This is a genomic window from Marinobacterium sp. LSUCC0821, from assembly GCF_012848475.1.
Classification (GTDB): Bacteria; Pseudomonadota; Gammaproteobacteria; order Pseudomonadales; family Balneatricaceae; genus Marinobacterium_E.
Genome location: NZ_CP051666.1, coordinates 957,958 through 970,927, shown reverse-complemented (window position 1 = coordinate 970,927; position 12,970 = coordinate 957,958). Strand labels below are relative to the sequence as shown.

Below are 12,970 nucleotides of genomic sequence, written 5' to 3'. Positions count from 1 at the left end.
ATTGAACGCCTTAATGCAACGCCAAGGTTGGCAAGCGCACCTCGAGCTCGATTATCAATATCGGGCCGATAAAACACGCTTAGTTCGCTCTAAGCGTGAGGGCCCGCTTGCAGTGCAGCGCGCTTTCTATCCTGAAGGTGATGTTTGTCACACCTATCTATTACACCCGCCAGGTGGTGTGGTTGCAGGGGACTCTCTTAATATCGATCTTCAAGTCGCAGCAGAGGCCCGAGTGCTTATCACAACGCCTGGTGCGACTAAGTTCTACCGATCCATTGGGCCTACTGGCACTGTCCTGCAGAGGCTTAAGGTAGCCAAGGGTGCATCCTTAGAGTGGATGCCGTTGGAGAATATCTTTTTTCCTGGAACCAAATCAGAAATTACTACCGAGATAGAACTCGAGCAGGGGGCTATGTTTATCGGTTGGGAGATCAACTGTTTGGGACGCCCTAGTAATGCCGAGCGGTTTGAGAGCGGATCGCTTAGCTCGCAAATGAAGATCTACCTAAATGGAGACCCTATCCTGTTTGATCGCTTTGCAACCTCAGCCCAGTCGACAGTTAACTCAGCTGTAGGTTTAAGAGGTGTATCAGGTTACGCCTCAATGGTTGCGACACTGGATAACGAAGAGGCGCTGGAGGCTGTGCAGCAGCTCCTTGCCGAAAATGCTTTAGCGGGCGTTACGGTTGTTGATGGTTTGATGGTGGTACGTGTCATCTCAGATCAAGCGCATCAGGTCGTTTCGCTCTTTGCCAATGTTTGGAAAATTATTCGTCCCTATGTGTCAGGACGAGATGCAGTGCCGCCCAGGATCTGGGCGACCTAATGACGGAGTAATAACGTGGAATTAACGCCGAGAGAGAAGGATAAGCTCCTTATTTTTACCGCAGCGCTGCTTGCGGAGCGTCGTAAGGATCGTGGTCTAAAACTCAACTACCCAGAGGCAGTGGCGCTTATTAGTGCTGCAGTGATGGAGGGTGCGCGAGATGGACGTACTGTGGCTGATCTAATGGATTACGGACGCACGATTTTGAGTCGTGATGATGTGATGGAAGGTGTTCCTGAAATGATTCATGACGTGCAGGTTGAAGCCACCTTCCCAGACGGTACCAAGCTTGTCACCGTTCACGAACCGATAGTCTGAGGTGATTCTATGATTCCTGGTGAATACAGAGTGGGTGAGGGCGAGATCCTTCTTAATGAGGGTCGTGAGACTATTTTAGTAAAAGTGGCTAATACAGGTGACCGTCCTGTCCAAATTGGCTCGCACTACCACTTTTATGAGGTGAATAACGCACTACAGTTTGATCGTGAGTCAGCGAAAGGTTTTCGACTCAATATCGCAGCAGGTACTGCTGTTCGATTCGAACCAGGTCAAACGCGCGAAGTTGAACTGGTGGCGCTAAGCGGTGCACGTCGTGTTTATGGTTTCCAAGCTAAAGTTAGCGGCAAACTGGACTGAGGGGGTAGATAGATGTCTGTAATTAATCGTACTGCCTATGCAGAGATGTTTGGTCCAACAACAGGTGACCGAGTACGCCTTGCTGATACCGAGCTTTGGCTAGAGGTTGAAAAGGACTACACCACCTACGGTGAAGAGGTTAAATTTGGTGGTGGTAAGGTTATCCGTGATGGTATGGGGCAGAGTCAGGCGACGCGTAAAGATACGCCTGATCTTGTCATTACCAATGCATTGATTCTGGACCACTGGGGTATCGTAAAAGCGGATGTAGCGGTTCGTGATGGTCGTATCTTTGCCATAGGTAAGGCGGGTAACCCCGATATTCAGCCCAATGTGAACATTATCATTGGCCCTAGTACAGAGGTTATCGCGGGTGAGGGGAGTATTCTCACCGCCGGCGGTATCGATGCACATATCCACTTCATCTGCCCGCAACAGGTGGATGAGGCGCTCTGTTCGGGTGTAACAACTATGATTGGTGGTGGTACAGGCCCTGCGACCGGCACCAATGCAACAACCTGTACACCAGGTGCATGGAATATTGCACGCATGCTCGAAGCGGCCGATTCACTGCCAATGAACTTTGGTTTCTTGGGTAAGGGTAATGCGAGCTTGCCAGAGGGGCTTATTGAACAGATCGAAGCGGGTGCTATTGGCCTTAAGCTCCATGAAGATTGGGGTACGACGCCTGCATCAATCGATAACTGTTTAAATGTTGCCGAGCACTACGATGTTCAGGTCGCAATCCATACTGACACTCTAAACGAGTCAGGGTTTGTGGAGGCGACACTGGATGCCATTGGTGATCGAGTGATTCACACCTACCACACCGAGGGTGCAGGTGGTGGTCACGCGCCAGATATCATCAAAGCGGCAGGCTTTAAGAATGTGCTGCCATCATCTACAAACCCGACACGTCCATACACGATCAATACCGTGGATGAGCACTTGGATATGTTGATGGTCTGCCACCATTTGGATCCAAGTATTGCGGAAGATGTCGCCTTTGCAGAGTCACGCATTCGTCGTGAAACGATCGCTGCTGAAGATATCCTGCATGACCTAGGTGCCTTCTCGATGATCTCTTCTGACTCACAGGCGATGGGTCGTGTCGGTGAGGTGGTTATTCGTACTTGGCAGACCGCACACAAGATGAAGGTGCAGCGTGGTCCTCTGGCTGGTGATACTGAGCGTAACGATAATACGCGTCTAAAACGCTACATCGCTAAGTACACAATTAACCCGGCGATTGCTCACGGTATCTCACATGAGGTGGGTTCTATCGAAGTGGGTAAGTTGGCGGACTTGGTACTTTGGAAGCCAGCATTTTTTGGTGCTAAACCAAGTCTGGTATTGAAGGGCGGTATGATCGCTACGGCACCAATGGGCGACCCGAACGCATCCATTCCAACACCACAACCGGTGCACTACCGTCCAATGTTCGCAAGTGTTGGTAAAGCGGTTCACAGCACCTCAATGCTGTTCCTATCTAAGGCTGCAAAAGAGCTTGGAGTGGACAAAGAGTTGGGGCTGCAATCGATTATAGGTGTTGTAAAAGATTGTCGAACCGCGACCAAAGATAAGATGGTTCATAACGATTGGCAGCCAGTGATTGAGGTAGATCCGCAAACCTATGAGGTCACAGCGGATGGTATGTCATTAGTCTGTGAACCTGCTGAGGCGCTACCTATGGCGCAAAGATATTTCTTATTCTAGTCAATTAGATAGAAGGTTATTTTAATTATTATGATTAAGTTAGATCGTAAGGTTGAGGGTGTTTCTAGTGCAGAGTTGAAGCTAGAGCTTTCAATCGATCAGCGCATTCGGAGTCGATTGCGCGTGACCCTTTCAGATGGACAGGATGCAGGTCTCGATCTTCCTCGAGGAGTCATTCTTCGTGGTGGTGAAATTCTGAGTAATGCGGACGGACTTCTTGTTGAAGTAGTTGCAGCCGCTGAAGGTTTGTCAGTCGTTCGTTCGGCTGATCCGCTGCTTAAATCACGTATCTGTTACCACCTTGGCAACCGTCATGTGCCGCTTGAGATTAATGCCGATTACGTCAGCTATCAGCACGATCATGTACTCGACGATATGGTGATTGGTTTAGGTGGTGAAGTGAGCTTTGAAAAGCTTCCATTTGAGCCAGAGGCTGGTGCCTATGGTGGTCATAGCCACAGCCATAGCCACAGCCACAGCCATGAGCACAGCCACAACCATGACGGTAATCACTCTCATGGTCATCACCATTCACACTAATTTTTGATTCTTTTTATCGAGGTAATTATGAAAAAACTAGCCTTCCTAACTTCGACAGCAGCGCTTCCGCTTTCTGCATTGGCGCATACCGGTGATCACGCTTCAGTATCAGCTGCAACAGCTTTGGCGCACGCTTTTACTTCACCGGCACACATTGCTGGTGCGCTAGCGGTTATGGCCTCAGTTGCGGTTGTAGTCGCTGTTACTTCAAAAGCAAAACAGGCGCTAGCTGCTCGTCGTGCTAAGTGATCTAAGACTTTTCCAGCTTATTAGCCCAGCACTGCCAATAGGAGCTTTTACCTATTCGCAGGGTTTGGAGTTGGCTGTAGAGACCGGCTGGATCAGTTCTCAAACTGAATTTGAGAGCTGGTTGGCTGGTCAGTTAGAGCATTCGGTCGCTACGCTTGAGATTCCTCTACTGGCGCGCATGATTGATGCTGTGGAAAAAGGTAATAGTGCACAGCTTTTGGGACACTCTAAGACCTTAATAGCTTGGCGTGAAACCAAAGAGTTGCGCACAGAGGAGAAGCAGCGCGGGGCCGCTTTAGCACGACTACTCCCAGAACTCGGTGTTGCGCTTTCTGGGGATGCACTTTTGGCCTGTCAGTTAACACAGTTGGCGGGGATGGCTAAGGCCGCAGTTGAATGGCAGATTCCTAGAGAAAAGCTCTATGCTGGTTATCTATGGAGTTGGCTCGAAAATGCAGTGATGGCAGGTGTGAAGTTGATTCCCCTTGGGCAAACCCAAGGGCAGCAAACCCTGCAACGAATGGCGCCGCTCTTGGAGCGCGTCGTCAAAGAGTTAGATGTGACGAGTGAGCCTGGCAGTGTTACGCCAGCCTTGGCAATAGCCAGCTCCCGGCATGAAATCCAATACACACGTTTATTTAGATCTTAGGAGTAGCGATGAGCGAATATAAACAACCCCTGCGAATCGGTGTAGGTGGTCCTGTAGGTTCTGGTAAAACCGCGCTGTTAGAAGCGCTCTGTAAAGCTATTCGTGATACCTATGATATAGCGGTTGTAACCAACGATATCTATACCCAAGAGGATGCGAAGATTCTAACCCGCGCCGAAGCGCTCGCACCGGATAGAATTATCGGTGTCGAAACTGGCGGCTGTCCACACACCGCGATTCGTGAAGATGCCTCAATGAACCTAGCGGCTGTTGAAGAGCTTGCACGACGTCATAAGACACTCGATCTCGTCTTTGTAGAGAGCGGCGGCGATAATCTCAGTGCGACCTTTAGTCCGGAGTTGGCTGACCTTACCATCTACGTGATAGATGTTGCAGAGGGAGAGAAAATTCCCCGTAAGGGTGGTCCGGGTATTACCAAGTCCGATCTATTGGTCATCAATAAGATCGATTTGGCACCCTACGTCGGTGCAGACCTTTCGGTCATGGAAGCCGATACCAATCGTATGCGTCCAGAGAAGCCTTGGGTATTTGCCAACCTGAAAGAGGGTAAAGGCCTGCCTGAGATTATCGAGTTTATCCGTCATCACGGCATGCTTGATTAAATTCTTGGTGCCTTCGCGAAGTGGTGGTGACTTGGTCGGCGCCTCTTCGAGGAACCTCCTACTGGGTGTTTACCCTTAGCTGACAGTAGGAGCTCCTCAACGGGGCGGTGACCTTTGCTATAAATCTAAAGCCCTTCTCGTTCGTGAGGGGCTCCTAAATCAAACTCTTGGCCGATCGAGATAATCCCATACGGATTAATCGTTGGATGACTTCTATGGTAGTGATGTCTTATGTGATCAAGGTTGCAGGTCGCAGCTACTCCAGGTGTCTGATAGATATCTCGCATGTAGTTAGAAAGGGCGGGGTAATCGGCAATGCGCTTCTTGTCACACTTGAAGTGCTGTACATAGACAGGATCAAAGCGAATCAGCGTTGTGAACAGGCGAATATCGGCTTCGGTGAGTTGTTTGCCGACAAGATACCGCTGCTCAGATAGGCGCTTCTCAATCAGATCAAGTTGATCGAAGAGCGTTGTAACTGCCTCGTTGTAGGCCTCTTGGGTAGTAGCAAACCCCGCCTTGTAGACGCCATTGTTGATAGGCTCATAGATCAGCTCATTCACTCTATCGATCTCAGGGCGCAGTGTCTCTGGGCATAGGTCTATATCGTTAGCGCCTAGGTCATTAAATGCTGAGTTGAGCATGCGAATAATTTCAGATGACTCGTTACTCACGATGCAGCTCTGCTCTTTATCCCATAGAACTGGCACGGTGACTCGTCCTGAGTAGTCCGCTTCGTTACGGGTATAAATTTGATGCATGTAGTCTGAGCCAAACAGAGAGTCTCCGGTAGCCGCGGGAAAATCAGTTTCGAATGTCCAGCCATGCTCGAGCATCAGTGGATGAACTGAATCGACACTAATCATCGATTCAAGTCCCTTCAAAGCGCGAACAATAAGAGTGCGATGGGCCCATGGGCAGGCGAGGGAAACATAGAGGTGGTAACGCCCAGGCTCTGCTATAAACCTGCCAACTCCAGAAGGACCCGCACTGCCGTCAGCGGTTATCCAGTTGCGGTATTGAGCGGTGGTGCGAATAAATTTTCCACCCGAGGTTTTAGTGTCATACCACTGATCGTGCCAGTTCCCTTCGACAAGCAGTCCCATGGATGCTCTCCTTAGCTAAATTGGAATATCGTTAACCATACCTTGGTACGAAAAGAAAGTTTAGCTGGATGTTTTAAATTACTTTATTGATCCAAATTGCAGAGACGACTAAGCTGTTGTTTTGGTATTGATTTGTATGGATTTTGCAAGGAGCTTTAGATGAGACGTCCCCTAATCATGGGTAACTGGAAGATGAATGGTTCATCGATGGCAAACGAAAGTCTGCTCACTGGTTTAATTAGTCAGGTCTCATCACTGCAGGGTGTAGATATCGCTGTATGTCCACCTGCGGTCTACCTAGGTCAGGTGTTAGAGCTGGTTTCGGGTACGTCGATTGATGTTGGCGCGCAAAACCTAAGTGAGCAGAAATCGGGTGCATTCACTGGAGAGATCTCTGGCGATATGTTGCGAGACCTAGGTGTGACTTACACGCTGGTTGGCCACTCTGAACGCCGCTCACTGTATGGCGAAACTAATGAGCTTGTCGCTGCTAAAACCCTCAAGGCACTTGAAGTCGGTTTGGTCCCTGTCCTCTGTGTGGGCGAGACCCTAGAGGAGCGTAAATCGAGCCAGATGGATGCCGTACTTGCGGGTCAGATAAATGCAGTGATTGAACTTTGTGGTGCAGACACCTTTGGTCAGATTATTGTTGCTTACGAGCCGGTATGGGCGATCGGTACAGGCGAGACGGCAACCCCTCAGCAGGCTCAAGATGCGCACGCCTTTATTCGTGGTCTTATCGCAGCGCAAAGCCCTGCAATCGCGGAGCGTGTGACTATCCTTTACGGTGGTAGTATGAATGAGAAGAATGCCGCTGAGCTGCTAGCGATGGCAGACGTTGATGGTGGTCTTGTAGGTGGCGCTTCGCTTAAAGCGGATAGCTTCGCAACGATCTGTAAGGCTGCTGCTGAATAAGATTCTTTGAAATAGAAACGGGAGCCTATGGCTCCCGTTTCTTATGCGCCGTTACCGTGTCTGGCCTTCAGCCTGACGCCGGTGCTTCGTAGTTGAATTGGCTACTTCGCTTGCTGTGCAATCCAAGTGCCAATCAAATCACGCTCCTCTTGCTTCATACCCGTCAGGTTGCCCAGTGGCATAGCCTGAGTCGCTACAGCCTGTGCGTGAATGCGTGCAGCATTAGCAATGATCTGAGCTTCTGTCTCAAGCATTACACCAGCGGGTGGCGCTGTGAAGAGTTCGCTGCTTGGGTTGGCTGCATGGCAGCTGGTGCAGCGCTCATTAATAATCGCTACAACTTGTGCGTTAGTTACCTGAGAGCTCACTGCAGAATTTTCTACACCGCGATTAGGGTGGGTGACAAAAGCGAGGGTTAGCATGCCCAGCGCCGCTGCAGGAAGTGTCCAGGCAAAACGCTGTGATTCATGGCGAGTATTGAAGTAGTGGCGAACCAACACGCTCAATAGAGCTACCGCAAATAGAATCGCCCAGTTCCACTCGCTACCGTAGGTGCTAGGGAAGTGGTTGCTGATCATGATGAACAGAACTGGCAGTGTCAGGTAGTTGTTGTGGCGTGAACGGAGCATTGCGCGTGCTGGCTGCTCTGGATTGGGTTCGCGACCCTCTTTAATAGCCGCAACCAAGTCACGCTGACCGGGCATAATCACACGAAAAACGTTACCAACCATCATCGTGCCCGTAATAGCACCGATGTGAATGTATGCGGCGCGACCGCTAAATACCTGTGAAAGTGCCCAGGCAGCAGCAATCAAGAGCACCAGTAGCACCACACCCAAAAGTGCAGGGCGCTTGCCAAGTGCCGATTCACATAGGAAGTCGTAGATGAACCAACCTGCAACTAGCGAAGCGATTGAGATGCCGATACCTTCAATTGGGGTGAGTCCAGACTCAGGTGCAATTAGATAGAGCGATGCGTTGAGGTAGTAGACAACCGCAAGTAGCATAAATCCAGACAAGAAGGTGGTGTATGCCTCCCACTTGAACCAGTGCAGATGCTCTGGCATTTGTGGTGGTGCAAGTTTGTACTTCTCTAGGTGATAGATACCGCCACCGTGAATTGCCCAAAGGTCACCTGAGAGTCCATCGCGAGGGTTCTTGCGGTTCAGGTTGTTCTCCAACCAGACGAAGTAGAAGGAGGCACCGATCCATGCGATACCAACGATCATGTGTACCCAGCGTACTAGGAGGTTGAGCCATTCTGTGTAGTGCGGATCCATGCTGACCTCTTTTTATAGGTTTAGGTATTTGCGGCCATCGAGCGTGAAGATCTCGTCGGCATTAAAAAAGTGTTCATCACAGTTATTGCCTTCGCCACTGCGATCCACAATCAGGAAGTCGCTGCCGTTTTCCAGTGCAAGAATAGGGTGGTGCCAAACGCCTTTTCCATAGTTAATGCCTTGGCGGCCATTCGAGATGAATGCGCGAATCTTGCTTGGATCTGGTTCTGATTCTGGTGGTGCAACAACGATCAGAAACTGCTGGCGCTCCATAGGGATAAAAGCCTGGCTGCCCTGCGGGTGACGTTCAAGCATCTTGATCTCTAATGGGTAACTAAGGGTGTCAGCGCGAAAGATGCTGATGATTGCATCATCAGCGTCACGGCCAAGCTCCACAGTTGCCAATTTGTGGAAGCGCTGTGTTGATCCATTGTTGATAGGGAAGTGGTCACTTCCCTCAGTTTCAATCACCTGACCAAAGGGGGTAAAAGCCTCTTTGGTTAACGGTTCCACATTAAGAAGTTTCATCATTTAGATTCCACGACAGGTTTACCAAATAGACGAAGGCGGCTAACACCCCCATCTGGATAAACGTTCAATTTAACGTGAGTGATAGGGCCTAGATCATTCACCTCAGTGAAGGTGTGCTCTGCATCCATGCTCAGTTTCTGATTAGGTAGAAGCTCACGCCAGAAGAGACTCTGAGTTGCTATCTGATCATCAGTGCCGCCTTTAACGTAGGCCGCTTGAATTGAACAGCTATCAGGGTAGTTGCCCTTAAAGTGGCAGGTGTCTACTAGAATCTCTTCAACAACCCCTGGGTTACCCAATGCTAGGATGACCCAATCATTTCCAGGTACACGACGACGCGCAGTCTCCCAACCGTCGCCCATGTTAACGCCACGACCTGGGTTTAGGATGTTTGCCATTTTGCCAAAGTGCTCATCTGAACAAGCTAGCGCACGACCACCATTGAGTGATGCTACTAGGTCGATACGACCCTCTTTTGCTAGTTCGTTCCAATCGCGATGCGGAGTGCCGTATACGCGCAGGCGAGCAATACCACCATCAGGGAAGATGTTCAGGCGAATGTGTGTGTAGGCCTTAGTGCCACCAATTTCATGAAAGTGCACCGAGTTGCCTTTTAGGTCGACTGCAGAGAGTACATTTTCCCAGCCAGCATCATCAGCTGATGGATCGCCGTTAGGGGAGTAGATAGCATCTAGCGAGGCAGAAGGAGGGTAGTTACCGGTAAAGAAGGCAGTATCAATTGAAACGCCTTCGATGCTACCTGTAACGCCTAAGCGGACAATAGCAAAGTCGTAACCTTCAAAACGTTTGCGGCGAGATTCCCAGCCGTCCATCCATTTACCGCAATCATCGTACACACCCTCTTTCCAGACAGCAGGTGTCGGTTGCAGCATGCGGTTTACATCAGCAAACCAGTCGTCAGTTACGTAGGTAGCTACTGCACCAAGACGTGCATCAGCAAGGTTTACAAGGCGTGTGAATTTAGGTTCGCTCATATTTTCTCCCGGCCTTACATGTCGGCCAAACGGAAAGCTGCAATCTTGTTAATTTCTGCCAGGGCACGAGTGAACTCCTGCTCTGGTGAATGGTGGATACGCTCTTCAAAGCCAGAGAGGATTGCATACTTGTTGCTACCCTTAACTGCCATGATGAACGGAAAGCCAAATTTCGCCTTGTATGCGTCATTTAGCTCAGTAAAACGGTTGAACTCATCTTCAGTGAGCGTATCGATGCCTGCGCTCGCTTGCTCATTGGTTGACTCTTTAGTGAGCTCTCCTGCGCGTGCTGCACGACCGGCAAGGTCTGGGTGGGCAATGATAACGCCCAGTTGTGCCTCTTTATCAGCACTCAAAAAAACATCACAGAAGAGACTGTGTAGCGTCTCTATCTGGTCATGTTCAGCTGTGATACCACGATCAAACGTCTGCTCAGCTATCCAAGGAGAGTGTTCATAGATAGCGCCAAAGGTTGTGACAAAGTCGCACTTCTCAAGTGAGGCTGGGGAGCCGAATTTAAAACTGCTGCTCATCGAAACTCCTAGGCTGGTTTGTGGTTCTGGTGCCAATGGTTCGCAATATCTATACGACGTGCGTACCAAACTTGGTCATGCTGTTGAACATAATCTAAGAAGCGTTTTAGCGCTGCAGCTCGACCAGGTCGGCCTAGCAGGCGACAGTGCATACCAATCGATAGCATCTTAGGCGCGGTAGCACCCTCTTCGTAAAGAAGATCGAAGCTATCTTTAAGGTATTGGAAGAAGACCTCACCATTATTGAAACCCTGCACCTGAGCAAAACGCATATCGTTAGTGTCTAGGGTGTATGGGATGACCAGGTGCTTGCCTTGAGGGCCATCAACCCAGTATGGAAGGTCGTCAGCGTAGGAGTCTGAGTCATACATGAAACCGCCTTCTTCCATTACAAGTTGGCGAGTATTTGGGCTGTCGCGACCGGTGTACCAGCCCAGCGGACGGTTGCCGGTAACGCGTTCAATAATATCTATCGCGTCATGCATCTGCTTGCGCTCTTCCTCGATAGACATATCTTGGTAGGTAATCCACTTCAAGGCGTGTGAACAGATCTCATGACCCTCTTCAACAAACACCTTTGCTACTTCTGGGTAGCGCTCAATAGCAGTAGCCACTGCAAAGATTGTCAGCGGGATATCCCGCTCTTTGAAGAGTCGAAGTAGGCGCCATACACCTGCACGGCTGCCATATTCATAGATAGACTCCATGCTCATATGGCGCTGACCAGGGAAGGGGACTGCTGATGGCATCTCTGATAGGAAAGCTTCCGATTCAGGATCGCCATGAAGAATGCAGCGCTCACCACCCTCTTCGTAGTTTAGTACGAATGAGAGTGCTACTCGGGCGTTGTTAGGCCAGGTAACAGTGGGAGGGTTTTGACCATATCCCTTGAGGTCGCGTGGGTAGTTATCCATATGAACTATCTCCAATGTAGATTTCAAGATTGTATACAATCCTCTCTCTGTGTAAATAGCTATTGATCAAAATTAGACCAAGGTTTCAGTGTTAATTTGCAAATACGGCTGAGGAAATATGCACAAAACTGGTGCTTTATGTTCGACTATGGTGCATATCGAAATATTAATGATGGATTTTTAGTATACGAAACGGTATACATTGCATATTGGGATTTAACTTTTTGGGGAAGATTAGATGTCTGGCTACCTTACAACACACGTTTTAGATACTGCGAATGGCTGCCCGGGAGAGGGGATTTCGCTGTCGTTGTACAAGATCGAAGCGGGTAGTGCGCAGCTCATCGTTGAAGCAGTGACCAATGATGATGGTCGTGTTGATAGCCCCATTCTTGCAGGTGCCGACTTTGTTAAAGGTACTTACGAGTTGCGTTTTTCTGCAGGTGATTACTTCCGAGCACGTGGTACTGAATTAGCTGAGCCGGCTTTCTTAGATGAGGTGGTTATTCGCTTTGGTCTTGCTGATGAAGCAGCGCACTACCATGTACCACTACTCATTTCTCCATACAGCTACTCAACATACCGCGGCAGCTAATGACAACTGAACTGACATCCAAAAAGCGCACTGCCAAACGCACAGCGCCATCAAATAAATCTCAAGATTTCTCAATCTATGAGCATATTTTTGATGCTATTTTGGAGCAGCGCCTCGCCCCTGGAACGCGTCTTAAAGAGGAGTCCTTGGGAGAGATCTTCGGTGTTTCTCGCACCATTATCCGCAGTACCCTATCGCGCCTTGCACATGAGGGTGTGGTTGAAATGTTGCCTAATCGCGGTGCTTTTGTCGCTAAGCCAGACGTTGTGGCCGCACGCGAAATCCTTGATGCCCGTCGTTTAATTGAGATTGCTGTAATCGAGCGTGTCGCAGATAGGGCAGCAGAGCTTAAAGGAAAATTTACCAAGCTTCGTGATCTTATAAAGGCGGAGCACCAGAGCAGTCAGGATGCTGATAAAGGCACTGCGATTCGTCTTTCGGGCGAGTTTCACCTTGAGTTGGCACAACTGGCAGGCAATGAGCCTATCGCTGGTTTCCTGCGTAGCCTAGTGCCGCAAACCTCTCTCATTATTGCTATGTATGAATCGAGTGAGGGGAGTAGCTGTGCTATCGATGAGCACAGCCGTCTAGTTGATGCGCTAGAAGCGGGTGATAAGGCGGTAGCTACTGCACTGATGCACGAGCACCTTAACCATATCGATGCGCGCCTTGCGTTGGATGAGGATGACTCATCGAACCTAGAGAAAATTTTTGGACATATTAAAAGAGCTGTCTAAGCAAGACCGCTCTAAAGCACCCTTTTGGTGCGATTTAAAATAGTTTCTAATCCAGCTGATTTCTAATAAATCATTATTAATCAGTGCTTTAGGAAAACTGGCATACTTCATGCTAATAAAAACAA

Annotated in this window: 17 protein-coding genes; 11 read left to right on the top strand and 6 right to left on the bottom strand. The window is 49.4% G+C overall.

Annotated features, from left to right (window positions below; genetic code table 11):
• The first annotated feature begins 1 nt into the window (after position 1).
• From HH196_RS04740 to ureG, 8 genes are read left to right on the top strand one after another with little or no spacing between them, the layout of a single operon-like run.
• Positions 2-826, top strand: a complete 825-nt coding sequence (locus HH196_RS04740) for an urease accessory protein UreD (protein WP_169451013.1) — start codon at positions 2-4, stop codon at positions 824-826.
• A 15-nt stretch (positions 827-841) separates the two neighbouring features.
• Positions 842-1,144 carry an urease subunit gamma gene (gene ureA / locus HH196_RS04735; RefSeq protein WP_169451012.1) on the top strand — a complete coding sequence of 101 codons (303 nt, stop codon included), beginning with the start codon at positions 842-844 and terminating at the stop codon, positions 1,142-1,144.
• Between the two features lie 9 nt (positions 1,145-1,153).
• The gene (locus HH196_RS04730) at positions 1,154-1,462 is read left to right on the top strand and encodes an urease subunit beta (RefSeq protein WP_169451011.1); all 309 of its coding nucleotides are present in this window, start codon (positions 1,154-1,156) and stop codon (positions 1,460-1,462) included.
• 12 nt (positions 1,463-1,474) lie between these two features.
• Positions 1,475-3,178, top strand: a complete 1,704-nt coding sequence (ureC, locus tag HH196_RS04725; RefSeq protein ID WP_169451010.1) for an urease subunit alpha — start codon at positions 1,475-1,477, stop codon at positions 3,176-3,178.
• 30 nt (positions 3,179-3,208) lie between these two features.
• Entirely contained in the window at positions 3,209-3,718 is a 510-nt protein-coding gene (gene ureE / locus HH196_RS04720) for an urease accessory protein UreE (protein WP_169451009.1), read from the top strand.
• A 27-nt stretch (positions 3,719-3,745) separates the two neighbouring features.
• Positions 3,746-3,967 carry a hypothetical protein gene (locus HH196_RS04715; protein WP_169451008.1) on the top strand — a complete coding sequence of 74 codons (222 nt, stop codon included), beginning with the start codon at positions 3,746-3,748 and terminating at the stop codon, positions 3,965-3,967.
• Positions 3,957-4,616 (top strand): urease accessory protein UreF, encoded by a 660-nt coding sequence (locus HH196_RS04710; protein ID WP_169451007.1) that lies wholly within the window; start codon positions 3,957-3,959, stop codon positions 4,614-4,616. Before HH196_RS04715 ends, HH196_RS04710 begins: the two co-directional genes overlap by 11 nt.
• Positions 4,617-4,624: 8 nt before the next feature.
• Entirely contained in the window at positions 4,625-5,239 is a 615-nt protein-coding gene (ureG, locus tag HH196_RS04705; protein WP_169451006.1) for an urease accessory protein UreG, read from the top strand.
• Between the two features lie 125 nt (positions 5,240-5,364).
• On the opposite strand, the gene HH196_RS04700 is transcribed toward ureG, so the two are convergent.
• Positions 5,365-6,345 (bottom strand): glutathione S-transferase family protein, encoded by a 981-nt coding sequence (locus HH196_RS04700; RefSeq protein WP_169451004.1) that lies wholly within the window; start codon positions 6,343-6,345, stop codon positions 5,365-5,367.
• A gap of 159 nt (positions 6,346-6,504) precedes the next feature.
• Between HH196_RS04700 and tpiA the strand changes: the two genes are divergently transcribed.
• Positions 6,505-7,260 carry a triose-phosphate isomerase gene (gene tpiA / locus HH196_RS04695; RefSeq protein ID WP_169451002.1) on the top strand — a complete coding sequence of 252 codons (756 nt, stop codon included), beginning with the start codon at positions 6,505-6,507 and terminating at the stop codon, positions 7,258-7,260.
• Between the two features lie 101 nt (positions 7,261-7,361).
• Here the strand turns inward: tpiA and HH196_RS04690 are convergent, their stop codons facing one another.
• Genes HH196_RS04690 through puuE form a run of 5 tightly spaced genes read right to left on the bottom strand, consistent with a single transcriptional unit; the run spans position 7,362 to position 11,513 of the window.
• A complete protein-coding gene (locus HH196_RS04690; protein ID WP_169451000.1) occupies positions 7,362-8,540 on the bottom strand; it encodes a urate hydroxylase PuuD in 1,179 nt (392 codons plus the stop codon).
• A 12-nt stretch (positions 8,541-8,552) separates the two neighbouring features.
• Positions 8,553-9,068, bottom strand: coding sequence for an ureidoglycolate lyase (locus HH196_RS04685; RefSeq protein WP_169452317.1), 516 nt, complete (start codon positions 9,066-9,068; stop codon positions 8,553-8,555).
• Complete coding sequence (gene alc / locus HH196_RS04680; RefSeq protein ID WP_169450998.1) at positions 9,068-10,066, bottom strand: allantoicase; 999 nt, start codon at positions 10,064-10,066, stop codon at positions 9,068-9,070. The genes HH196_RS04685 and alc overlap by 1 nt, the downstream gene beginning before the upstream one ends.
• A gap of 14 nt (positions 10,067-10,080) precedes the next feature.
• Positions 10,081-10,599 carry a 2-oxo-4-hydroxy-4-carboxy-5-ureidoimidazoline decarboxylase gene (uraD, locus tag HH196_RS04675; protein ID WP_169450996.1) on the bottom strand — a complete coding sequence of 173 codons (519 nt, stop codon included), beginning with the start codon at positions 10,597-10,599 and terminating at the stop codon, positions 10,081-10,083.
• 8 nt (positions 10,600-10,607) lie between these two features.
• Entirely contained in the window at positions 10,608-11,513 is a 906-nt protein-coding gene (puuE, locus tag HH196_RS04670) for an allantoinase PuuE (protein ID WP_169450993.1), read from the bottom strand.
• A gap of 238 nt (positions 11,514-11,751) precedes the next feature.
• On the opposite strand from puuE, the gene uraH reads away from it, so the two are divergent.
• Both uraH and HH196_RS04660 read left to right on the top strand, forming a co-directional pair.
• Positions 11,752-12,108: a hydroxyisourate hydrolase gene (gene uraH / locus HH196_RS04665; protein WP_169450991.1), complete on the top strand. Its 357-nt coding sequence runs from the start codon at positions 11,752-11,754 to the stop codon at positions 12,106-12,108.
• The gene (locus HH196_RS04660) at positions 12,108-12,845 is read left to right on the top strand and encodes a GntR family transcriptional regulator (protein ID WP_169450989.1); all 738 of its coding nucleotides are present in this window, start codon (positions 12,108-12,110) and stop codon (positions 12,843-12,845) included. The genes uraH and HH196_RS04660 overlap by 1 nt, the downstream gene beginning before the upstream one ends.
• Positions 12,846-12,970: the final 125 nt, after the last annotated feature.

What these genes read in the sequence shown, in the direction of transcription:
- HH196_RS04730 (WP_169451011.1), top strand. Translation starts at nt 1,154, where the DNA reads ATGATTCCTGGTGAATACAGAGTGGGTGAGGGCGAGATCCTTCTTAAT.
- ureC (WP_169451010.1), top strand. Translation starts at nt 1,475, where the DNA reads ATGTCTGTAATTAATCGTACTGCCTATGCAGAGATGTTTGGTCCAACA.
- ureE (WP_169451009.1), top strand. Translation starts at nt 3,209, where the DNA reads ATGATTAAGTTAGATCGTAAGGTTGAGGGTGTTTCTAGTGCAGAGTTG.
- HH196_RS04715 (WP_169451008.1), top strand. Translation starts at nt 3,746, where the DNA reads ATGAAAAAACTAGCCTTCCTAACTTCGACAGCAGCGCTTCCGCTTTCT.
- ureG (WP_169451006.1), top strand. Translation starts at nt 4,625, where the DNA reads ATGAGCGAATATAAACAACCCCTGCGAATCGGTGTAGGTGGTCCTGTA.
- HH196_RS04700 (WP_169451004.1), bottom strand. Translation starts at nt 6,345, where the DNA reads ATGGGACTGCTTGTCGAAGGGAACTGGCACGATCAGTGGTATGACACT.
- tpiA (WP_169451002.1), top strand. Translation starts at nt 6,505, where the DNA reads ATGAGACGTCCCCTAATCATGGGTAACTGGAAGATGAATGGTTCATCG.
- HH196_RS04690 (WP_169451000.1), bottom strand. Translation starts at nt 8,540, where the DNA reads ATGGATCCGCACTACACAGAATGGCTCAACCTCCTAGTACGCTGGGTA.
- HH196_RS04685 (WP_169452317.1), bottom strand. Translation starts at nt 9,068, where the DNA reads ATGAAACTTCTTAATGTGGAACCGTTAACCAAAGAGGCTTTTACCCCC.
- alc (WP_169450998.1), bottom strand. Translation starts at nt 10,066, where the DNA reads ATGAGCGAACCTAAATTCACACGCCTTGTAAACCTTGCTGATGCACGT.
- uraD (WP_169450996.1), bottom strand. Translation starts at nt 10,599, where the DNA reads ATGAGCAGCAGTTTTAAATTCGGCTCCCCAGCCTCACTTGAGAAGTGC.
- puuE (WP_169450993.1), bottom strand. Translation starts at nt 11,513, where the DNA reads ATGGATAACTACCCACGCGACCTCAAGGGATATGGTCAAAACCCTCCC.
- uraH (WP_169450991.1), top strand. Translation starts at nt 11,752, where the DNA reads ATGTCTGGCTACCTTACAACACACGTTTTAGATACTGCGAATGGCTGC.
- HH196_RS04660 (WP_169450989.1), top strand. Translation starts at nt 12,108, where the DNA reads ATGACAACTGAACTGACATCCAAAAAGCGCACTGCCAAACGCACAGCG.